We start from the raw sequence: 19,388 nt of genomic DNA, 5'->3' as shown, positions 1-19,388 counted from the left end.
CTCAGCCCTCGCTCAGCCCTCGTCCCACGGCATCAGGAAATGCCCGACCGCCTGCACGATGGGCCGGTCGCGGTTGTCCTGCCACGCTTCGGCGTGGACCGAGGCATAGCGCCGCCCCGAGCGGGTGACCCGGGCGCGGGCATAGGCATCGCGCGGCAGGCCGGGCCGCAGGTAATCGGTGGTGAAATCGATGGTCTTGGGCAGGCGCGGCAGCCGCCCCTCTTCGAGATCGCCCAGATCGAGCCGCCCCGACTCGACATCGTCCCACAGGCTCATCCAGCTCAGCGTGATGATCGAGGTCACCTCGAGAAAGGCCGAGGTCACCCCGCCGTGCAGCGCGGGAAGGTCGGGGTTGCCGATGAGCTTGTCGTCGTAGTTGAGCACGCCGGTCAGCTCGTCGCCGCGACGGTCGAAGGTGATGCCGAGAAAATTCACATAGGGCACGCCGCCTGCCAGCGCCCGCAGCGCGGTGTCGCGGCGCTGCTTGACCACCTGCACGGGTTCGGGACGGGACCGGCTCATGAGCGCGCCTCGCGCAGCTGCGGCACGGTGAAGGTGCCGGTGGCCATGGCGACAGGGTTCTCTTCGTCCTCGTCCAGCGCCAGCGCGCGCACAAAGGCGACCGAGCGGGTCACATGATGGCATTCGGCGCGCGCGGTGATCCCCTGCCCCGGCGTCGCGGCACGCAGATAGTCGATGCGCAGGCTGATCGTCGCCGTGGCGCCCGCAACCAGCGGATGCGCCATGACCGCAGCGCCGCCGCAAGTGTCCATCAGGGTCGACACCGCGCCGCCATGGATCACCCCGGTTTCGGGATCGCCAACAAGCTGCGCGTGAAACGGCATGTGGATCTCGGCACGGCCCTCGCCCAGAGCGGTAATCCTCAGCCCCAGCGCCCGCGCCTGCGGCAGACGCTGGATCAGCGCCTCGGACTGGGTCAGATCCTGGGCCAGTTCCCGGTCCGGTTCCGCGCCCGGCTCTTGCTTGGTGGACATGCCGAATTCCTTTCCGTCTTGCGTCTTTATGCGGCGGCGCGCCGCCCATCGCAAGGCGCCCCCTGCGCGGCCCCTGTGCGCGCCCCTGTGCGCGCCCCTGTGCGCGCCCCTGTGCGCGCCCCTGCGCGGATCATGTGCCGGGTGCCGCTGGCTGCCACCGGGTGCCATTGCCCTCGCCGCAGTGCCGCATTACCTTTCCGGTACGTCAGGAGGACCCATGAGCGAGACACCTCTCAGCTTCAAGGACATGTGCGCGCGCTTCGACGTGACGCCGCGGACCTTGCGCTATTACGAATACATCGAATTGCTCAGCCCCGAGCGCGAAGGCCGCTCGCGCTGGTACGGCGCCCGCGAGATCGCCCGGATGACACTCATCCTGCGCGGCCGGAAGTTCGGCTTCCAGCTCGAGGAGATCCGGCAATGGCTGCAGATGTACGAACGCGAAGGCACCGAGGCGCAAATGCGCACCTGGGTGGAGATGGCCGACCGGCAGTTAACCCAGCTTACAGAACAGCGCACGCAGCTCGAAGAAGCCATCGGCGAGCTCAAAGCGCTTCGGGATCTGACCGCCCGCCAACTCGGCGAATGACCCGAATCACGTAAACGGCGCGATCTGAACCGCTTTGGCCGTTTCGCCCGAGCACATATTCCGGGCTTCGCATGGCTCAATCGGTTCTCAACCAGAGAAAGAAAATTCCCGCTCCGGTCGCGTGACCTGTAAGGAAGTTACGTAAATCAAAAAATGACGCGGCGTCCCGGTCTCAAAAGGATAGGGGGCAGTTGTAGGATTGTCATGAAAGGCGCAGGTCACCCCTCATCTTGACGCGAAGTGAGGTAGAAGACCTGACATGAGTGACGACCAACTTTTGACCATCCGCGAAATGTGCGACCTCTTCGAGGTGACCCCGCGGACCCTGCGTTTCTACGAGCAGAAAGAGCTGCTCTTTCCCATCCGTGAGGGACAGAAACGTCTGTTTACCCGGCGCGACCGCGCCCGGCTCAAGCTGATCCTGCGCGGCAAGCGCTTTGGATTCAGCCTTGAGGAAATCCGCCAGCTTCTGGAGCTCTATGACAAGGGCGACCAGCAGCGCACGCAGATCGCGCGCAGCCACGAGATCGGGCAGGAACGTCTTGCCGATATGATCCGTCAGCGCGATGACCTGTCGATGGCGATCGAAGAACTGAAAGAGCAGCTCGCCTGGGGAGAGCGGATGCTCGGGGAAATGGAACAGCGCAAGGCCGGCTGATCCCGCAAGGATCACGGCAGGCCTTGGCGGACGGGAGGAGGAGACCCGATGCCAAGGACATATCAGGGCGCAATGCCCGCCATGACCGCCCCGGCTGCGGATCTGCTGTGCGTCGCTTGCGACGGGCTGCGGATCCACCGGGGCGGTTTTGTATTCGGCATAGTTTTGCGCCCGGCATAGCGCGCCGCTTGCCCGCCGCCCGCGTCACGATCGACCGTAAGTGCCAGGAGGCCGTAAGCACCGATCGAGCGGGGTGCAGCGCGCTCCGGCCAATCAGGCGCGCGCGCTTGCGGGCCATGCCCCTCCATCCGGCGCGAGACCCTAAGGGTGCCAACGCCCATTGCCGCTGGACGCCGCGGCTGCGGAGTGAAACGCTACGGCCAAATGCCCATTCCGGAAAGGACAGCTGACCATGCCGAAACGCTTCCGCCTCACCCGCCGAGTGCCGCTGGCGATGACCGAGGACGGCTACCGCGGGTTGCGCAGCTTCGCCGCTGCCGCCGGGCTCGACGAGGGCGAGGCGCTGTCGTTCCTCTTTGAAAACTTCGACAGCGTCACCGACAGCGAGGTGCTGGCGCATCGGCTGCGGCTCTTCAATTCCGAGCTTGAGGCGCGCAAGCGATGAGGCCCTTGGTGTCGAGCGTCTTGATGTCATTCCTGCGAAACCTCCGACCCGCCGCTTTCGGCTCACAAGGAACCGGGGGCTTCACACCCCCGGACCCCCGTGGGATATTTGTCTCTAGACGAAGCACCAGAGCCGCACATCGGGTCCGCAACATCCGGGACTGCAGTCGGTCCACCTCGCCGCAACAAGCTTCCACGCTAACACACGGCAGCGGCGCGGCGAGGCTTCGCCTAGAGCGGTCATCGGCTTCCCAGCCTGTACCGCACAACAAGCTTGACGCACTTAGGGTTAAGAACCTCTTAGCCCGCGCGGACAAGTTCTCTTCGTCTAGATGAAAATATCCCGCGGGGGTACGGGGGCGCGAAGCCCCCGCTCCGACACGCCCCACCAGACCAACGGAAAGAGACGACGCATGACCATCAAGCTCTACTGTTTCGGAGAATCCGGAAATGCCTACAAGGCGGCGCTGCCGCTGGAACTCTCCGGGCTGGACTGGCAGCCGGTGAAGGTGGATTTCTTTTCCGGCGAGACCCGCGGCGGCACGTACCGAAGCGAACTCAACGAGATGGGCGAAGCGCCGGTGATGATCGACGGCGATGTGAAGCTCAGCCAGTCGGGGGTGATCCAGACCTATATCACCGAAAAGACCGGGCGCTTCGGCGGCACCACCCCCGAAGAGGCCCGCGAAGTGCTGCGCTGGCAGTTCTGGGACAATCATAAGCTCAGCAGCCAGGCCGGAATGACGCGCTTTTTGATCAACTTCCTGCCGCCGGAAAAGCGCCCCGCAGAGGTGATCTCTTTCATGCAAGGGCGCCTGAAGACCGTCTACGACGTGCTGAACACCCACCTTGCGGGCCGCGACTGGATCGTTGGCGACGGGCCGACCCATGCCGATTTCTGCTGTTGCGGCTATCTGTTCTACCCCGAGCCCTTCGGCTTCACCCGCGCCGACTGGCCCGAGATCGACCGCTGGCTCAGCGGCGTCGAGGCTCTGCCGGGTTGGAAACATCCCTATGATCTGATGCCCGGCTCGCCTGCTGACAGGGCGTAGGGTCGGCCGCGCTTCCTCTGGATTCGGCGCCCCGGTGAATAGCCCGCGCCTATGTGGGACGACTTAAGGGGCACGGACTGAGCTGACCGCCCTCAAAGCACCCCCATAAGGACCGCGCCGCCCCAAAGGATCAGCAGCGCTCCGGCCGCCTTGCTGACCAGATCGCCGCGCGGCAGGTATTTCTCTGCCGCGACCCAAAGCGCCAGCCCGACGATCCAATAGAGGTTCATGATCCCGCCAACAAAAAGCAGCGCCATCAGAAACCAGCAGCAGCCGAGGCAATAGGTGCCATGCGATATCCCCATCCGCAGCGCCCCCACAGCGCCGGGGCGGCGGTGGGAGGTGAGGAACTCGGCCGGGGCGCGGCAATGGCTCAGACAGCTTTGCTTGAGCGGCGTGAACTGGAAGACACCGGCGGCGATCAGCAGCAGCGCGCCGGCGGTGCTGCCCGTCAGCGTCATCATCGACACCAAGCCCTGCCGCTCCAGAGCCCATTGCGCAAAGGCGGCGATGGCGCTGAACACACCCCAGATCAGCAGATACCCCGCGACGAAAGCGGCGGCCCTGCGCGGCACCGCCTGCGCGGCGGCGCCACGGCGCCCCAGCGCTGCATAAAGCAGCACGACCGGGGCCACGCTGGGCAGCATCATGGCGATCATCATCACCCACCACATGAGGAAGACCAGCAGCGCATAGCCTGCGGACCAGCCCCCCGCTGCGCCGCCCATCTCCATACCCTGGCCCGGCATCGGCGGCGGCTCTGCCGCGCCCGCGCCTTCGGGGGCGCCGGGCATGTCGCGCATGCCGGGCATGTCGCGTGTCGAGGGCATGTCGCCGGGCATCGCGGGCATCTGCTCAGAGCCGCCCATACCGGTCATCTCGATGGCGCTCATCTCCATGCCGACGCCAAAAAGCGTGTAGAGCCCCGCCAGCACGAAAAGCACCAGCAGCAGCATGGCAACGATCATGCGGTCGCGCCGCAGCAGGCGCTCCGCGAGGCCGGTATCGGTCATCGCTTGGGACCTTTCGGCTGGCTGACCCTCAGGGTGAAGGTCGCCGTGGCAACCCTCAGGCGGCGTCGAGCACCCCCTGCCCGGTCATATGAATCTCGACCATATGCACGTGACTGTCGGTGGTGTTGCTCAGCCTGATCTCGCCGCTGGTCTTTGTGGTGCCTTTGCCGATCTCGGCAACGCGGAATTCAAACCCATGCGGCAGGTCGATGCGGGCGCGGTGCTCGGCCCCGGTCACCGGATTGGTGATCGGCCCGGCTTCGGTCTCAAAGACCCCCGGCACCGAGACGCTGCCCTTGCGCGCCGCCATATCCATCGACAGGGAAATCGGCTTCACCAGCGTCTCGAGCTTATGCGGCGCCATCGCCGAAAAGACCCACCACATGGTGGCCATCTCTTCGGTGTCCTCGCCCGTCATGATCCTGAAAAGCGCATCGCGCTGTTCGGGGCTGGCGGCCTCGTCGACGATGATCTGCATCTTGCCCTCGCCCTCGTGGATCGGGCCGGGCCATTGCACCACCATCGCGGCCTTGGTGCCGGAAAGATCGACATCGCCGAAATGGCCGGAGTCGATCGCGAAGGTTGCCACGGCCTCGCAATTGCCATGGGTCGGCAGTGCCATGAACTGGCACGGGCAGCCGGTCGCACAATTGCAATTGGCCAGTTCCACGCCATGAATTTCCCAGGGTGTCATGCTTTCCTCCTCCAAATTCTCTGAAACGAATGTCTTGGAAAACGGAAAAGTCGGAAAAATACATGCCTACTCTAGCATATTTCGGGGCGTTCGCCGACCGCCCTCCCCCCGCTGACACAAAAAGGGACAGCGCCGCGCGCCGTCCCTTCTTCTCTTTGCAAATACGCCGAGGGGGCAGCGCCCCCTCTCCCGGCGCAAGCTCAGCCACCCGCGAGCGCCTCTTCGAAAGTGCGCAGCCCGGTGCGCGGGGCTTGGACCAGCACCGCCATATTGCCCGGCTTATGCTCGTTGCGCAGCATCTTCATATGCGCCGCCGGGATCTCGTCCCAGCCGAACACTTCGGACATGCAGGGGTCGAGCCGCCGCTCGATCATCAGCTTGTTGGCCGCCGAGGCCTGCTTGAGATGGGCGAAATGCGAGCCCTGCAGGCGCTTCTGGTGCATCCACATGTACCGTACGTCAAAGGTGCAGTTGAACCCCGAGGTGCCCGCGCAGATCACCACCATGCCGCCCTTTTTGCACACCAGCGCCGAGACCGGGAAGGTCGCCTCGCCCGGATGTTCGAACACCATGTCGACGCTCACGCCCTTGCCGGTGATCTCCCAGATCGCCTTGCCGAACTTGCGCGCCTCGGCAAGCCATTCGTTGTATTCGGGCGTGTTGACCTTGGGCAGCTGGCCCCAGCACTTGAAGTCGCGCCGGTTGATCACCCCTTTGGCGCCCATGGACATGACGAACTCGCGCTTGTCCTCGTCCGAGATCACCCCGATGGCATTGGCGCCGGCGGTGTTGATCAGCTGGATGGCATAGGATCCAAGACCGCCGGACGCGCCCCAGACCAGCACGTTCTGGCCGGGCTTGAGCTCATGCGGGTGATGGCCAAAGAGCATGCGGTAGGCAGTGGCCAGCGTCAGCGTGTAGCAGGCGCTCTCTTCCCAGGTCAGGTGCTTGGGGCGCGGCATCAGCTGCTGCGCCTGCACGCGGGTGAACTGGGCGAAGCTGCCGTCATGGGTCTCATAGCCCCAGATGCGCTGGCTGGGCGAGAACATCGGATCGCCGCCGTTGCACTCCTCATCGTCGCCATCGTCCTGATTGCAGTGGATGACCACCTCGTCGCCAACCTTCCAGCGGGTGACCTTGTCGCCCACCTTCCAGACGATGCCCGACGCGTCCGAGCCCGCGATATGATAGGGCTGCTTGTGGCCGTCGAACGGGCTGATCGGCACGCCAAGACCGGCCCAGACGCCATTATAGTTGACGCCCGCCGCCATCACGAGAACCAGCACCTCGCCGCTGTCGATCTCCCACGTGTCGACCACCTCCTTCTGGAACGACTGATCGGGCTCGCCATGACGCTCGCGGCGGATCGCCCAAGCGTACATCTGCTTCGGCACATGGCCGAGGGGCGGCATCTCGCCGATCTCGTAAAGGTCCTTCTCCGGCGCGTCGTAGGGCGCGATCTCGGTCTTGCTGTCCAGCGCCATCATGGCCTCCTTCCTCACTCCAGCCTGCCCCGCGCTGCAGTGCAGAATCGCGGGTCTCTGATCACCGGAATACAGATCACCGCGCAACTTTGCAACTTCTGTTATCTCTCTTTGGTAATTTTATGTCGCGGTGGATTTTGCTGTTTTCTCACCGCCTTCGCGCAAAGCCCATGTATACTTGTGCGGAAGCGGCGCTCCGCCGGTCGCCAGCCCCCGGTTGTTGCGACGCGGCGTCACCGCCGCGACGCAGCGAATTGACGAGACATTTTATTTCTCATATCCACATCACTGCGCAAGAAGATTGCCATCTGGATTCGCGCCGCCATGGGAGGACGACATGACCGACACTGCAAGCCGCCGCCAGCCCGACCGGCCCTGGCTGATCCGGACATACGCCGGACATTCCACCGCCGAGGCCTCGAACGCCCTTTACCGGTCGAACCTCGCGCGCGGGCAGACCGGCCTTTCGGTGGCCTTCGACCTGCCCACCCAGACCGGCTATGACAGCGATCACGTGCTGGCGCGCGGCGAGGTCGGCAAGGTCGGCGTTCCGGTCTGCCACCTTGGCGACATGCGCACGCTGTTCGACCAGATCCCGCTTGAACAGATGAACACCTCGATGACGATCAACGCCACGGCGCCTTGGCTGCTGTCGCTGTATATCGCGGTGGCCGAGGAACAGGGCGCGGATGTCGCGAAGCTGCAGGGCACGGTGCAGAACGACCTGATCAAGGAATACCTCAGCCGCGGCACGTATATCTGCCCGCCGAAGCCCTCGCTGAAGATGATCGGGGATGTGGCCGAGTATTGCTATACCCATGTGCCCAAGTGGAACCCGATGAACGTGTGTTCCTACCACCTGCAGGAAGCGGGCGCGACGCCTGAGCAGGAGCTGGCCTTTGCGCTGGCCACCGCCTGCGCGGTGCTTGATGAATTGCAGCCGCGCGTGCCGCCCGAGGATTTCCCCGCGCTCTGCGGCCGTATCAGCTTCTTCGTGAACGCCGGCATCCGTTTCGTCACCGAGATGTGCAAGATGCGCGCCTTCGTCGATCTCTGGGACGAGATCCTGCAAGAGCGCTACGGCGTCGCGGATCCCAAGTTCCGCCGCTTCCGCTATGGCGTGCAGGTGAACTCGCTTGGCCTGACCGAGCAGCAGCCCGAGAACAACGTCTACCGTATCCTGATCGAGATGCTGGCGGTGACGCTTTCGAAAAAGGCCCGCGCCCGCGCCGTGCAGCTTCCGGCGTGGAACGAGGCGCTAGGCCTGCCCCGGCCTTGGGACCAGCAGTGGTCGATGCGGATGCAGCAGATCCTCGCCTATGAGACCGATCTTCTGGAATTCGACGATCTCTTCGACGGCAACCCGGCGGTCGACCGCAAGGTCGAGGCGCTGAAGGACGGGGCACGTGCCGAACTGGCCAATATCGACTCCATGGGCGGCGCCATTGGCGCGATCGACTATATGAAGTCGCGGCTGGTGGACGCCAATGCCGACCGTCTGGGCCGGATCGAGCGGAACGAGACCGTGGTCGTCGGCGTCAATCGCTGGACCGAAGGAGAGCCCTCGCCGCTGGTGGGCGAGGATGGCGGCATCATGGTGGTCGATCCGGCGGTGGAAGCGCAGCAGATCGCCCGGCTGACCGATTGGCGCGCGGCGCGCGACGCCGCCGCTGTCGACAGCGCGCTGAGCGAGCTGCGCCGTGCCGCCGCCGCTGGCGAGAATATCATGCCCGCCTCGATCGCCTGCGCCAAAGCGGGCGTCACCACCGGCGAATGGGCCGAGCAGATGCGCGCCGTCCACGGCGAATTTCGCGGCCCGACCGGCGTGGCGAAGGCGGTGTCGAACCGCACAGAAGGGCTGGAGGACATTCGCGCCGCCGTGGATGCGGTCAGCGACCGCCTCGGTCGCCGTCTGCGTTTCCTTGTCGGCAAGCCCGGTCTCGACGGCCATTCCAACGGTGCCGAGCAGATCGCCTTCCGCGCGCGGGACTGCGGAATGGAAATCGATTACGAAGGCATTCGGCTCACGCCGCAACAGATTGTCGAGCATGCGCGCAATGGCGCCCATGTCGTCGGCTTGTCAATTCTCTCGGGCAGTCACATTCCGTTGATTGAGGAAATGATGCTGCGGATGCAAGATGAGGGTCTGGGCCATATTCCAATAGTGGTAGGTGGCATCATTCCAGACGAGGATGCACGCCGCTTGACGGACCTTGGAGTCGCCCGCGTCTACACGCCGAAAGACTTTGAACTCAACGAGATCATGAAAGATATCGTAGCGTTAGCTGATCCAAAGCGTGTTGCAGCGGAATAACATTTAACGTATCCGAAACCTTGCAAGAAATAACAGCTGTTCATCTAAAGGATGAGCAGCGCATTGCCTGTTTCTAAAAAATATCCAATTGACACAAAGCTAAGACTTGCAGAAATGCTCCGGTTGCCAAATTTTATAGGCACAGAAAACGGAGACGAACGTGAATATTGACCTTGATACCCTGTCGAAAGATGAGTTGAAGCAACTCAAGGCGGATGTGGAAAAGGCTCTGGTAACGATTGACGCGCGCCGTAAGGCCGAAGCAAAGCGCGCAGCAGAGCAGATCGCCAAAGAATTCGGATACTCGCTGGATGAAATCATCGCCGCGGGCGGCACCAAGGGCTCCAAAGGCGCCCCGAAATACGCCAACCCGGCAGACCCGGCCCAGACATGGACCGGCCGTGGACGCAAACCCAACTGGGTGATCGAAGCGCTTGACGAGGGCAAATCGCTCGAAGATCTCGCTCTCTGATGACCGTCCATATCGGAGCAAAGCCCGGCGAAATTGCCGAGACCGTCCTGATGCCCGGAGATCCGCTGCGCGCCGAATGGGTCGCGCAGACGTTTCTTGAGAACGCAGAATGCGTGAACCGGGTGCGGGGCATGTACGGATACACCGGGACCTGGAAAGGCAACCGGGTGAGCGTACATGGCTCCGGCATGGGTATGCCCAGCCTGTCCATCTACGCCAACGAGTTGATCCGGGACTACGGGGCAAAGACCCTGATCCGGATCGGCTCCTGCGGCGCGATGCAGGAAAAGGTCGCGCTGAGGGACGTCATCCTTGCGATGAGCGCCAGCAGCCTGTCCACCCCCTCGCGTGGTATCTTTCGCGAGTTGAACTTTGCGCCCTGCGCCGATTACGGCCTGTTGCGCGCCGCCGCCGATGCGGCAGAGCGCATGGGCGCCAACACCCATGTCGGCAACATCTACTCTGCCGACGTGTTCTATGACGAACGCCCCGATCTCAACGAGATCATGACCCGTCACGGGATTTTGGGCGTGGAGATGGAGGCGGCCGAGCTTTACAACCTCGCCGCCCGGCATGGGGTCCGCGCGCTTGCGGTGCTGACCGTGTCGGACCACCTGATGACGCATGAGGCGCTGCCGGCAGAAGACCGGCAAAGCTCTTTTGCGGAGATGGTCGAGATCGCACTCCACGCGGCGTTCGACTGAGACACCGGGCGGGGCAGAAGCCCCGCCCGTCTTCTCGCCCCCCTACCCTGTTACAGACCGTGGCTGCCGTCGTAGCCGTTGCGTGCGGGCGGCTGCCAGCCGCGCAGCGCGTCCTTGGGCGCTCTGAGGATGTCGACCTCCAGCGGCGAGCAAAGCGCCGTGTCAGAGCTGTGCTCGGCGCTGCAATCGCCCCCCGGACAGGCGCTGATCGCGCCCAGCAGGTCAATCTCGGCAAAGAAGGTCAGCGTATCGCCGGGGCGCACCGGACTGGCCTTCATGAAATACTGACCGGTGTCGCGGGTGAAGCCGGTGCACATGAAGACGTTCAGCACGTCATGCACATGGCGCGCCGCCTCTTCGGCGGACATGCCGGTCTCCACCGCAAGCGCCCGCGTCAGGTTCGAATGGCAGCAATGGTGATATTGGCCGCCGCCGCTCAGCAGGTGATGCGTGTGGGGATCGCAGCGCGTGCCGATCACATCATGCACCGAGCCGCCGAACTCATCGATGCCATACCACGCAAGGCTGTCCTGCACGATCGTCGCCATGGGGCGCAGATTGGGGAAGCAGGACCACATGCGCTCGCCCACCGTCAGATGCGTGCCGTGCAAGGCGCGCGTCTTGCCCGAATAGAAACGCTCGGAGAGGTCTTCGGCGTTCCAGATGTTGAGGTCCCCGACCTGCGGCGCGCCAACACAGCGCACGCGGAAAAAGCCCCCCGCTGGCACGCGGAAGCTGCAGGCCTCGCGCGGCGCGGCGACGATGGTCTCGACCAGTTCCGCCCGTTCGAGCGCTTGGCCGTAGAGCGCCATGTCGGGCACCGGCAGCGTCTCATTGGGGTAGCAAACCACCGGCGGGATGGCGCGGCGCGCTGCGGCGTCCTCGGGCGCGCTGACGGGGCTTGTGGCGGCTTGGGTGGAAGATAGTGTCATGGGCTCTCTCCTTTGCGCCAGATGGCCCTCTGGCCGCGTTCAGCGCAAGCCCTCCTGCCGCGTCAGATCAGCCTTCTGCCATGCGCTCGGCACCAACCTGCCGCGGCGACTGCAGGCGCCGAAGGGCGCGCAGCATCGGGCGTTCCACCAGCAGATGCGCCAGCACGCCCGCCAGCACGCCGCCACAGACCAGCACAAGCAGCGCCAGCCCGGGCGTCAGCCCCTGACCAAGCCCCAAAACCTCCATAGCCCGCGCCGTCAAGGCCAATCCGATGCCGTGCACGAGATAGATGGCGTAGGAGGCGTCGCCGAGAAAGACCATCCACCGCCCCGCCCGCAGCTTGCCCGCGCTTTCACATGCCGCCAGACCGGCGATTGCAAGCGCCGCGAAGGCACCGAACAGACCCGTGCGCAAAGCCGAAGGGATCGCCATGACGCCATAGGCCTCCAGAAGCCCGACACCGATAAAGCCGAAGATGCCGACCAGCAGAACGCCGATCGCCGGTATCAAGGCAAGCCGGCGAAAGCCCCACGCGGCGCAGATGCCAAAAGCAAAGAGCAAATTGTGCGGCGCAAGCAGCAGGTCGACCGGATAGGCGCGGAATTCAAATGGCAGCGCGATCACAATCGCGGCCTGCCAAAATGCAAACACCAGCCCCCCGAGGCGCGGCGCGAAAATCACCAACGCAAAGAATGCGTAGAACAGCATCTCGTGGCTCAACGTCCACGCCTGCTCGAGCAGAAAGGGGCTGCCATCAGGCAGAGGAACCAGCGATAGCGCGTAGAGAAATTGCTCTGGCGAGACCTTCTCCGCGCCAATGCCCGCGAGCATCAGCAGCGCGAGGCCGGACAGGATGCACCAGTAAAACGGCAAAATGCGCAGCGCCCGCTTTTGCATGAACCGCCCGGCGGCGGAGCGGTCGCCGATATCGCCCCGGTGCAATAGCCACATGAGAAAGCCGCTCAGCACAAAGAAGAAATCGACCCCGGCATATCCCATGTCGAACGCAGGGCTGACGATCTCGCCCGGCTTGACCCATCCCGGCAGAAAGAACGCATGGGCATGAAAGGCGACAACCGCAATGGCGGCAATCGCCCGGCAAGCCTGCAGCGTCGTGAGCCTTTGGGCGCTCAGATCACACCCAAAGCTATTCGTCCCGTGTGCGCTATCTTGCGAAGGGTCGATGATGGCCTCCCGGGGTCGGATTGAACCGGGTGAAATCATCATCCGGCGCCAGGGCTGTGCCTTGGGCGCCCCTACGCACATCAATTGCGTAGATTTGTTCAGATTTGGTTAACCGCGAAACAGCAGCTGAAAGCCCCATCGGCAAACACTGATGCGCCTTGCGTATCGCAAGCACTATCCAAGCAAATTGGCGATCTCAGGGTGCGGCCTATGGCTGCGAACCGGGACCCGGCTGACTTTCACTCCGCAAGCAGCGCTCTGGCGTTTGTCCCTGTGGTCCGCGCGTGGTTGCGCCGCATTGGACGCAAATCCATTGGCTGTCTGCCGCGCTGCGCCGTTCGCGCCAGCGGCATTTGCGCGTCTCCCCGTGCCGGTAATTGAACACCAGCAGCAGGATGATCGCGACGAGAAAGAGCCCCGCGAAGATCATCGGGGGCTCTTTTCGCAAAGTCGTGTCGGGTGCAAAGCGCGCATGTGCCTTGAGCTAGCGCGCGATGCCGCCGGAGGCCAGTCTGGCGACGGGTCAGGCGGCCTGATAATAATCCAGCGTGCCCAGATCGGCGGTCACGTCCTTCTGGGAGGCGTGCACCAGAGCGGGCTCGGGCTGGTAGTAGGCGAAGGCCTGCTCGAGCGCGTCGAGGGCTTCACGGGCGGCGGTGTCGGTCTTTGCAGCAGTCGCGGTCATTGCGTTCATCCTTGATCTCACGATCTCCTCCCGTCTGCGTCCCTAGATAGGTCCTTCTGCGCCGCAGCACACCCGCCTATCGTGCATGTGCGCCTTGCGCTCACTGCAAACGTACGGGGCGTCACACAAAGCAAAGCGCCGCCCCCAAAAGGGAGCGGCGCCAAATCTTGCGCGATCGCTGCGGATCAGACGTGCCGTTCCAGCATCATCTTCTTGATCTCGCCGATCGCCTTCGCCGGGTTCAGACCCTTCGGGCAGGTCTTGGCGCAGTTCATGATGGTGTGGCAGCGATAGAGCTTGAACGGATCCTCAAGCTCGTCGAGACGCTCGCCGGTGGCTTCGTCGCGGCTGTCGATGATCCAGCGGTAGGCGTGCAGCAGCGCGGCCGGGCCGAGGTAACGGTCAGAGTTCCACCAGTAGCTCGGGCAGGAGGTCGAGCACGAGGCGCACATCACGCACTCATAAAGACCGTCGAGCTTTTTGCGGTCCTCGATGGACTGCTTCCACTCTTTCTGCGGACGGTTGGTCTTGGTCTCCAGCCACGGCATGATCGACGCGTGCTGCGCGTAGAAATGCGTGAGGTCGGGGATCAGGTCTTTCACCACCGGCATGTGCGGCAGCGGGTAGATCTTCACGTCGCCCTTCACCTCGTCGAGACCGTAGATACAGGCCAGCGTGTTGATCCCGTCGATGTTCATCGCGCAGGATCCGCAGATGCCTTCCCGGCACGAGCGGCGGAAGGTCAGCGTGGGGTCGATCTCGTTCTTGATCTTGATCAGCGCGTCCAGGACCATCGGACCGCATTTGTCCATGTCGAGGAAATAGGTGTCGACCCGCGGGTTCTCACCGTCATCCGGGTTCCAGCGGTAGATCTTGAACGCCCGCACATTGGTCGCGCCCTCGGGCTTCGGCCAGGTCTTGCCGGTGCGGATTTTAGAGTTCTTGGGAAGTGTAAATTGAACCATGTCTCTCTCCTATCGGACGAGGGCCGGCAGCCCGTCGGCTGCCAAGCAGGTCAGGGTCTCGGGCTTCGAGACGATATCGGTCACGACTTCGACGGTGCTGGCCGTGGGCCCTGTGACGCTATCGGCGGCCAGCGCATAGATCTGCGTGGAAGACGCATTGTCGATCACGCAGTCCAGCGCCGGTTCCACCGGCACGCCGGGGTACCTGTCGGCGACGACGCGGGCGACCGTGGATTTCGCGGCTTGCCGCGCAATCTGGTCCTGCGTCTGGGCCGAACAGGCCGCCAGCACAACAACAAGGCCAAGGGCTGCCCGCATCAGAACGTCCGTGCCTTCGGCGCGATCTTCTTCAGCGAGATGCCGCCCTGCTCTTCTTTGGTGAGCGGGTCCAGAACCACCGGGCGGTAGCTCAGGTCGACCTTGTTGCCTTCGACGCGGCTGATCGTGTGCACACGCCAGTTCTCGTCGTCACGCTCGGCGAAGTCCTCATGCGCGTGGGCGCCGCGGCTTTCGTGGCGCGCTTCGGCGCCGACGATGGTCGCGATGGCGTTCGGCATCAGGTTGGTCAGCTCGAGGCTTTCCATCAGGTCCGAGTTCCAGATCAGCGAGCGGTCGGTGACTTTGATGTCGCCCAGCTTGCCGGCGATCTCGGTCATCTTCTCCTTGCCGTCCTTCAGCGTCTCGGAGGCACGGAACACCGCCGCATCCGCCTGCATGGTGCGCTGCATCTCGAGGCGCAGCTCGGCGGTCGGGATCGCGCCCGAAGCGTTGCGCACGCTGTCGAAACGGTCGAACGCCTTGTCGATCTGCGACTTGGGCGCGGTCGGCACGGCGGACGCGCGGTCGATCACCTCACCGGCGCGGATCGCGGCGGCGCGGCCAAAGACCACGAGGTCGATCAGCGAGTTCGAGCCCAGACGGTTGGCCCCATGCACCGAGGCACAGCCAGCCTCGCCCACGGCCATCAGGCCCGGAACGACGGCGTTGGGATCCTCGGCGGTCGGGTTCAGCACCTCGCCCCAGTAGTTGGTCGGGATGCCGCCCATGTTGTAGTGCACGGTCGGCAGAACCGGGATCGGCTCTTTGGTCACGTCCACACCGGCGAAGATCTTCGCGCTCTCGGAGATGCCCGGCAGACGCTCGGCGAGCGCTTCTTTGGGCAGGTGCGAGAGGTTCAGGTGGATGTGATCGCCATGCTCGCCCACGCCGCGGCCTTCGCGGATTTCCATGGTCATGCAGCGCGAGACATAGTCGCGGGGCGCGAGGTCTTTGTACTGGGGCGCATAACGCTCCATGAACCGCTCGCCGTCCTTGTTGGTCAGGTAACCGCCTTCACCGCGGGCCCCTTCGGTGATCAGACAGCCCGAGCCGTAGATGCCGGTGGGGTGGAACTGCACGAATTCCATGTCCTGCAGCGGCAGACCCGCACGGGCCACCATGCCGCCACCGTCGCCGGTGCAGGTGTGCGCCGAGGTCGCCGAGAAGTAGGCACGGCCATACCCGCCGGTGGCGAGCACCACGGTCTTGGCGTTGAACACGTGGAAGGTGCCGTCGTCGAGCTTCCAGCACAGCACGCCCTTGCAGACGCCGTCTTCCATCAGCAGGTCGATGGCGAAATACTCGATGTAGAACTCTGCGTTGTTCTTCAGCGACTGGCCGTAGAGCGTGTGCAGGATGGCGTGGCCGGTCCGGTCGGCGGCGGCGCAGGTGCGCTGCACGGCGGGGCCTTCACCAAACTCGGTGGTGTGGCCGCCGAACGGGCGCTGGTAGATCTTGCCCTCTTCGGTCCGCGAGAACGGCACGCCGTAGTGCTCGAGCTCGTAAACCGCGGCGGGTGCCGAACGGGCGAGGTATTCCATGGCGTCGGTGTCGCCGAGCCAGTCGGAGCCCTTCACCGTGTCATACATGTGCCACTGCCAGTTGTCGGGGCCCATGTTGGCCAGCGAGGCGGCAATGCCGCCCTGCGCCGCAACGGTGTGCGAGCGGGTCGGGAACACCTTGGAGATACATGCGGTGCGAAGGCCCTGCTCCGCCATGCCGAGGGTCGCGCGCAGACCGGCACCGCCGGCACCGACGACCACGACGTCATAGTCATGCGTCTCGTATTCGTAAGCTGCTGTCATTTTCTTTTTTCCTCGAGCCGCGAAGTCAGAGTGCCAGTTTCACCAGCGCGAAGAGCGCGCCCGCAATCATCGCCCAAGACAGGGCCTGCACCGCGACAAGCAGCAGCTTGCCGGTCGTGCCGTGGACATAGTCGATGAGAGCTTCGTCGATCTCGCCCTTGCAGTGCAGGATCACGACCACGGCGGTCAGCGCCGTGATGATCGCCGGGAAGGGGCGCGCGAAATAGGCCAGAACGTCCTCGTGGCTGCTGCCGAGCGCGAGGCCGAAGGTGATGACGAAGAGCGGAACAAGCACCACCAGCGCGGCCGAGGTGATGATAGCGTTCCAATGGTGGTGGGTGCCGGTGTGACCCGCGCCCAGTCCCTGCGCAAGTTTGCGGTCGGTCAGAAATCGCATGGGTCTCTCCTTACACCACGATGATGGTCAGCAGGGTCAGCACGGTGGCGCCGATGAACATGCCCCATCCAAGCTTTGTCGCGATCTCGACTTCCATGAGGTAGCCCAGATCCCAGATCACGTGACGCAGACGGCCCAGCATGTGATACCAGATTGCCCAAGTCGCCAGCAGCATCAGCAGATCACCGATGAAGCTGGTCAGAATGCCATCGACGACGGCAAAAGCTTCGGGGGAGGAGGCTGCGGCGATCAGCCAGCACACCACAAGAAACGCAAAGCCGAATGTCGCGATTCCGGTGATCCTGACCATGATGGAAGAGATCGACGTCATCTGGGGGCGGTAGTACTGCCCGATCATGAAGGGTGAAAGCGGGCGACTGCCCCGGTTCACATCGGCCATGGCTTGTCCTTTTCGGTTCCCTTGTGGCCGCGTTCTAGCGCCTCTTGCCCTGCTCTGTCACGCGGCACCAAAGCCCTTGGGGGTGTTTTTTCTGCCGAAAACCAAAAAATGATCGGAATATGTGATCACACCGGAAAAAGCGTGATCACATTTACGGCGCTAACAGCCGCAGGAGTGAGACTCGCCTTATTCCTAAGTATTTATGTCGGATTTCTGCGCCGCAGCGGCCCGACTCAGAGCCTTGCGCGGAATTCACCATGCGTCAGATCAGCGCGGGATCAGCGCCCAGTAATCGAGGTCCAGCAGCACCTCGGGACGGTATTTTCCATCCTCGCCCTTCAGCGCGAACGGCGCCCCGCCCTTGGTCGCGACCAGCCGCAGCCGCAGCGCGCCGACACCCGGCGCGGCGGTCTCGGCGCGGTCCAGCACCTCGGACCAGACCTTGATGGTATCTCCCGCAAAACAAGGGTTTGCATGCGCGCCCCCGTTGAGCCCGACGATCATCTGCGCATTCGCCAGCCCGTTGAAGCTCAGCGCCCGCGCCATGGAGATCACATGCCCGCCATAGATCAGCCGCTTGCCGTCTTCGCGGAAAGTGGCGTCGAAATGGACCTTGGCGGTGTTCTGCCACAGCCGCGTCGCCAGCATGTGCTCGGCTTCCTCGATGGTCACCCCATCGACGTGGTCGATCTGCTCGCCGATCTCGTAATCGCCCCAGCGGTGCGGCTCGCCCGCGAGGGTGAAATCGTAGTTCGTGAAGTCGAGCCCCTCTGGGATCACCAGATCTTCGGGGGCCAGCACCGTCTTGAGGTCCGGCAGCACCGTCTCCGGCGCGGGGGCGTCTATGTTCTTTTTGCGCACCATCACCCAGCGGCAATAGTCCAGCACAATCTCGCCGCGCTGGTTGGTGCCACGGGTTCGCACATAGACCACCCCCGACTTGCCGTTCGAGTTCTGCTTGAGCCCGATCACCTCGGATGAGGAGCGCAGCGTGTCCCCGGCATAGACCGGCTTCAGCCAGCGCCCCTCGGCATAGCCAAGGTTGGCCACGGCGTTGAGCGAGACATCCGGCACGGTCTTGCCAAAGACGATATGGAAGGCCGCCAGATCATCCAGCGGCGATGCGGGCAGACCAACGCTCCGGGCAAACTCATCCGAGGAGTAAAGCGCATGCCGGGCCGGGTAGAGCGCGTGATAAAGCGCCCTCTCCCCGCCCGAGACGGTGCGCGGCACGGCGTGGTCGATGACCTGCCCGATGCTGTAATCCTCGAAGAACCGTCCGGGGTTGGTCTTGGCCATCACTGCGCTCCCAGTTTCATGTCCGGCGTGTAGGGCGTGTCGATTTCCTTGGTGACGGCCTGACCGCAGCGCATGACGCCATTGGCGTTGTCGAAAGCGTAGGTCGGGCTGCCGTGCAGTTCCCAGCCCTTGCTCAGCGCCTCAGAGACCTTGTGGCAGAAGGCCGAGGTGTCGTCCTCGGAGAGAAAGCGATAGATTTTCATGCGTGTATTCCGGAAGTTTTAACCAAAGGTGGGGTAGCCGAGCCACGTGTGGATCGCCCCGATGACAAAGAGCAGCACCACGCTCGCGGCAAGGAAGATCAGGTCCTTCTTGATCGGCCCTTTCGCGGGCGGCACCCATTCAGGCTCGGCACGGTTGATCGTGCTCATCTCGACCAGCGCCCAGATGCCAAGGCCACCGAACAGCACGAAGGAGTGCGTGTCGCCGTTCACCATCAGGTGCGCGATGGTCCACAGCAGAAACCCGGTGAGCATCGGGTGGCGCATCTTGTAAAAAAGCGCGCCCTTCTTCGGTCCCGGCGAGGTGAAGTAGAGCGCCGCCAGCATCAGCAGGTTGTTGATGCCCACGGTGGCCGGGGTGCGTCCGTAGAAGAAGGCGCCGTCGGCCATGCGGTAGCCGAAAATCATCAGCACGATGCTGACCAGCAGCGCAAGCGCCACCACGCCTTTGCCCTTGTCGCCCATCTTTGCACGCGCCTCGGGGGCGAGGCGTTTGAACAGATGCGCCGCCCACCAGAGCGCAACGCCGAGAATCAAAAGCAGCATGGGTCTCTCCTATTGCCGAGCCTGCTTTGACCCTG

General features: G+C 63.7%; 23 protein-coding genes. 7 read left to right on the top strand and 16 right to left on the bottom strand.

The window, feature by feature from the left end:
* Positions 1 to 12 precede the first annotated feature (12 nt).
* Positions 13 to 522: a PaaI family thioesterase gene (locus tag G0A00_RS11125; RefSeq protein WP_164180900.1), complete on the bottom strand. Its 510-nt coding sequence runs from the start codon at positions 520 to 522 to the stop codon at positions 13 to 15.
* Positions 519 to 995 (bottom strand): PaaI family thioesterase, encoded by a 477-nt coding sequence (locus G0A00_RS11120; protein WP_164180902.1) that lies wholly within the window; start codon positions 993 to 995, stop codon positions 519 to 521. Before G0A00_RS11120 ends, G0A00_RS11125 begins: the two co-directional genes overlap by 4 nt.
* 217 nt (positions 996 to 1,212) lie before the next feature.
* Between G0A00_RS11120 and G0A00_RS11115 the strand changes: the two genes are divergently transcribed.
* The 4 genes from G0A00_RS11115 to G0A00_RS11100 all read left to right on the top strand — a co-directional run bounded on the left by G0A00_RS11115 (position 1,213) and on the right by G0A00_RS11100 (position 3,918).
* The gene (locus tag G0A00_RS11115) at positions 1,213 to 1,584 is read left to right on the top strand and encodes a MerR family DNA-binding transcriptional regulator (protein ID WP_164180904.1); all 372 of its coding nucleotides are present in this window, start codon (positions 1,213 to 1,215) and stop codon (positions 1,582 to 1,584) included.
* Between the two features lie 259 nt (positions 1,585 to 1,843).
* Positions 1,844 to 2,242: a MerR family DNA-binding transcriptional regulator gene (locus G0A00_RS11110; protein ID WP_164180906.1), complete on the top strand. Its 399-nt coding sequence runs from the start codon at positions 1,844 to 1,846 to the stop codon at positions 2,240 to 2,242.
* A gap of 412 nt (positions 2,243 to 2,654) precedes the next feature.
* Entirely contained in the window at positions 2,655 to 2,867 is a 213-nt protein-coding gene (locus G0A00_RS11105; protein WP_066101780.1) for a hypothetical protein, read from the top strand.
* A 412-nt stretch (positions 2,868 to 3,279) separates the two neighbouring features.
* Positions 3,280 to 3,918: a glutathione S-transferase family protein gene (locus G0A00_RS11100; protein WP_164180908.1), complete on the top strand. Its 639-nt coding sequence runs from the start codon at positions 3,280 to 3,282 to the stop codon at positions 3,916 to 3,918.
* Between the two features lie 92 nt (positions 3,919 to 4,010).
* On the opposite strand, the gene G0A00_RS11095 is transcribed toward G0A00_RS11100, so the two are convergent.
* The 3 genes from G0A00_RS11095 to ccrA all read right to left on the bottom strand — a co-directional run bounded on the left by G0A00_RS11095 (position 4,011) and on the right by ccrA (position 7,109).
* Entirely contained in the window at positions 4,011 to 4,931 is a 921-nt protein-coding gene (locus G0A00_RS11095) for a DUF2182 domain-containing protein (RefSeq protein WP_164180910.1), read from the bottom strand.
* Positions 4,932 to 4,986: 55 nt separating this feature from the next.
* Positions 4,987 to 5,625, bottom strand: a complete 639-nt coding sequence (locus G0A00_RS11090; RefSeq protein ID WP_164180912.1) for a DUF1326 domain-containing protein — start codon at positions 5,623 to 5,625, stop codon at positions 4,987 to 4,989.
* Between the two features lie 200 nt (positions 5,626 to 5,825).
* The gene (gene ccrA / locus G0A00_RS11085; protein WP_066101792.1) at positions 5,826 to 7,109 is read right to left on the bottom strand and encodes a crotonyl-CoA carboxylase/reductase; all 1,284 of its coding nucleotides are present in this window, start codon (positions 7,107 to 7,109) and stop codon (positions 5,826 to 5,828) included.
* A 337-nt stretch (positions 7,110 to 7,446) separates the two neighbouring features.
* Between ccrA and G0A00_RS11080 the strand changes: the two genes are divergently transcribed.
* The 3 genes from G0A00_RS11080 to deoD all read left to right on the top strand — a co-directional run bounded on the left by G0A00_RS11080 (position 7,447) and on the right by deoD (position 10,599).
* A complete protein-coding gene (locus tag G0A00_RS11080; RefSeq protein WP_164180914.1) occupies positions 7,447 to 9,423 on the top strand; it encodes a protein meaA in 1,977 nt (658 codons plus the stop codon).
* 160 nt (positions 9,424 to 9,583) lie between these two features.
* Positions 9,584 to 9,895 (top strand): H-NS family nucleoid-associated regulatory protein, encoded by a 312-nt coding sequence (locus tag G0A00_RS11075; RefSeq protein ID WP_066101798.1) that lies wholly within the window; start codon positions 9,584 to 9,586, stop codon positions 9,893 to 9,895.
* Positions 9,895 to 10,599, top strand: a complete 705-nt coding sequence (gene deoD, locus G0A00_RS11070; RefSeq protein ID WP_066101800.1) for a purine-nucleoside phosphorylase — start codon at positions 9,895 to 9,897, stop codon at positions 10,597 to 10,599. Before G0A00_RS11075 ends, deoD begins: the two co-directional genes overlap by 1 nt.
* 50 nt (positions 10,600 to 10,649) lie before the next feature.
* On the opposite strand, the gene G0A00_RS11065 is transcribed toward deoD, so the two are convergent.
* From G0A00_RS11065 to G0A00_RS11015, 11 genes are all read right to left on the bottom strand, one after another.
* Complete coding sequence (locus G0A00_RS11065) at positions 10,650 to 11,531, bottom strand: DUF1989 domain-containing protein (protein ID WP_164180916.1); 882 nt, start codon at positions 11,529 to 11,531, stop codon at positions 10,650 to 10,652.
* A gap of 67 nt (positions 11,532 to 11,598) precedes the next feature.
* Entirely contained in the window at positions 11,599 to 12,759 is a 1,161-nt protein-coding gene (locus tag G0A00_RS11060) for an acyltransferase (RefSeq protein ID WP_164180918.1), read from the bottom strand.
* Between the two features lie 481 nt (positions 12,760 to 13,240).
* Positions 13,241 to 13,402, bottom strand: a complete 162-nt coding sequence (locus G0A00_RS11055) for a hypothetical protein (RefSeq protein ID WP_164180882.1) — start codon at positions 13,400 to 13,402, stop codon at positions 13,241 to 13,243.
* Between the two features lie 185 nt (positions 13,403 to 13,587).
* Positions 13,588 to 14,367, bottom strand: a complete 780-nt coding sequence (locus tag G0A00_RS11050; RefSeq protein WP_164180921.1) for a succinate dehydrogenase iron-sulfur subunit — start codon at positions 14,365 to 14,367, stop codon at positions 13,588 to 13,590.
* Positions 14,368 to 14,376: 9 nt separating this feature from the next.
* Positions 14,377 to 14,685, bottom strand: coding sequence for a hypothetical protein (locus tag G0A00_RS11045; RefSeq protein WP_164180923.1), 309 nt, complete (start codon positions 14,683 to 14,685; stop codon positions 14,377 to 14,379).
* A complete protein-coding gene (gene sdhA / locus G0A00_RS11040) occupies positions 14,685 to 16,490 on the bottom strand; it encodes a succinate dehydrogenase flavoprotein subunit (protein WP_066101816.1) in 1,806 nt (601 codons plus the stop codon). Before sdhA ends, G0A00_RS11045 begins: the two co-directional genes overlap by 1 nt.
* A gap of 25 nt (positions 16,491 to 16,515) precedes the next feature.
* Complete coding sequence (locus G0A00_RS11035) at positions 16,516 to 16,887, bottom strand: succinate dehydrogenase, hydrophobic membrane anchor protein (RefSeq protein WP_164180924.1); 372 nt, start codon at positions 16,885 to 16,887, stop codon at positions 16,516 to 16,518.
* Between the two features lie 10 nt (positions 16,888 to 16,897).
* Positions 16,898 to 17,287, bottom strand: coding sequence for a succinate dehydrogenase, cytochrome b556 subunit (sdhC, locus tag G0A00_RS11030; protein WP_066101824.1), 390 nt, complete (start codon positions 17,285 to 17,287; stop codon positions 16,898 to 16,900).
* 267 nt (positions 17,288 to 17,554) lie between these two features.
* Complete coding sequence (locus G0A00_RS11025) at positions 17,555 to 18,586, bottom strand: MaoC family dehydratase (protein ID WP_164180926.1); 1,032 nt, start codon at positions 18,584 to 18,586, stop codon at positions 17,555 to 17,557.
* Positions 18,586 to 18,789 (bottom strand): DUF1737 domain-containing protein, encoded by a 204-nt coding sequence (locus G0A00_RS11020; RefSeq protein ID WP_164180929.1) that lies wholly within the window; start codon positions 18,787 to 18,789, stop codon positions 18,586 to 18,588. The genes G0A00_RS11025 and G0A00_RS11020 overlap by 1 nt, the downstream gene beginning before the upstream one ends.
* 18 nt (positions 18,790 to 18,807) lie before the next feature.
* Positions 18,808 to 19,353 carry an NnrU family protein gene (locus tag G0A00_RS11015; protein WP_164180931.1) on the bottom strand — a complete coding sequence of 182 codons (546 nt, stop codon included), beginning with the start codon at positions 19,351 to 19,353 and terminating at the stop codon, positions 18,808 to 18,810.
* Between the last annotated feature and the right edge of the window lie 35 nt (positions 19,354 to 19,388).

This window comes from Salipiger sp. PrR002 (assembly GCF_010500775.1).
Taxonomy (GTDB): Bacteria; Pseudomonadota; Alphaproteobacteria; order Rhodobacterales; family Rhodobacteraceae; genus Salipiger.
The sequence above is the reverse complement of the archived record's forward strand: the minus strand, read 5'-3'. Positions and strand labels throughout refer to the sequence as shown.

Bases quoted from the DNA above. Each gene is read 5' to 3' on its own strand.
- G0A00_RS11120 (WP_164180902.1), bottom strand. From the start codon at position 995: ATGTCCACCAAGCAAGAGCCGGGCGCGGAACCGGACCGGGAACTGGCC.
- deoD (WP_066101800.1), top strand. From the start codon at position 9,895: ATGACCGTCCATATCGGAGCAAAGCCCGGCGAAATTGCCGAGACCGTC.
- G0A00_RS11110 (WP_164180906.1), top strand. From the start codon at position 1,844: ATGAGTGACGACCAACTTTTGACCATCCGCGAAATGTGCGACCTCTTC.
- G0A00_RS11025 (WP_164180926.1), bottom strand. From the start codon at position 18,586: ATGGCCAAGACCAACCCCGGACGGTTCTTCGAGGATTACAGCATCGGG.
- G0A00_RS11060 (WP_164180918.1), bottom strand. From the start codon at position 12,759: ATGATGATTTCACCCGGTTCAATCCGACCCCGGGAGGCCATCATCGAC.
- G0A00_RS11065 (WP_164180916.1), bottom strand. From the start codon at position 11,531: ATGACACTATCTTCCACCCAAGCCGCCACAAGCCCCGTCAGCGCGCCC.
- G0A00_RS11015 (WP_164180931.1), bottom strand. From the start codon at position 19,353: ATGCTGCTTTTGATTCTCGGCGTTGCGCTCTGGTGGGCGGCGCATCTG.
- G0A00_RS11020 (WP_164180929.1), bottom strand. From the start codon at position 18,789: ATGAAAATCTATCGCTTTCTCTCCGAGGACGACACCTCGGCCTTCTGC.
- G0A00_RS11095 (WP_164180910.1), bottom strand. From the start codon at position 4,931: ATGACCGATACCGGCCTCGCGGAGCGCCTGCTGCGGCGCGACCGCATG.
- G0A00_RS11125 (WP_164180900.1), bottom strand. From the start codon at position 522: ATGAGCCGGTCCCGTCCCGAACCCGTGCAGGTGGTCAAGCAGCGCCGC.
- G0A00_RS11035 (WP_164180924.1), bottom strand. From the start codon at position 16,887: ATGCGATTTCTGACCGACCGCAAACTTGCGCAGGGACTGGGCGCGGGT.
- G0A00_RS11050 (WP_164180921.1), bottom strand. From the start codon at position 14,367: ATGGTTCAATTTACACTTCCCAAGAACTCTAAAATCCGCACCGGCAAG.
- G0A00_RS11100 (WP_164180908.1), top strand. From the start codon at position 3,280: ATGACCATCAAGCTCTACTGTTTCGGAGAATCCGGAAATGCCTACAAG.
- G0A00_RS11080 (WP_164180914.1), top strand. From the start codon at position 7,447: ATGACCGACACTGCAAGCCGCCGCCAGCCCGACCGGCCCTGGCTGATC.
- sdhA (WP_066101816.1), bottom strand. From the start codon at position 16,490: ATGACAGCAGCTTACGAATACGAGACGCATGACTATGACGTCGTGGTC.
- sdhC (WP_066101824.1), bottom strand. From the start codon at position 17,287: ATGGCCGATGTGAACCGGGGCAGTCGCCCGCTTTCACCCTTCATGATC.
- G0A00_RS11105 (WP_066101780.1), top strand. From the start codon at position 2,655: ATGCCGAAACGCTTCCGCCTCACCCGCCGAGTGCCGCTGGCGATGACC.
- G0A00_RS11055 (WP_164180882.1), bottom strand. From the start codon at position 13,402: ATGACCGCGACTGCTGCAAAGACCGACACCGCCGCCCGTGAAGCCCTC.
- G0A00_RS11045 (WP_164180923.1), bottom strand. From the start codon at position 14,685: ATGCGGGCAGCCCTTGGCCTTGTTGTTGTGCTGGCGGCCTGTTCGGCC.
- G0A00_RS11090 (WP_164180912.1), bottom strand. From the start codon at position 5,625: ATGACACCCTGGGAAATTCATGGCGTGGAACTGGCCAATTGCAATTGT.
- ccrA (WP_066101792.1), bottom strand. From the start codon at position 7,109: ATGGCGCTGGACAGCAAGACCGAGATCGCGCCCTACGACGCGCCGGAG.
- G0A00_RS11115 (WP_164180904.1), top strand. From the start codon at position 1,213: ATGAGCGAGACACCTCTCAGCTTCAAGGACATGTGCGCGCGCTTCGAC.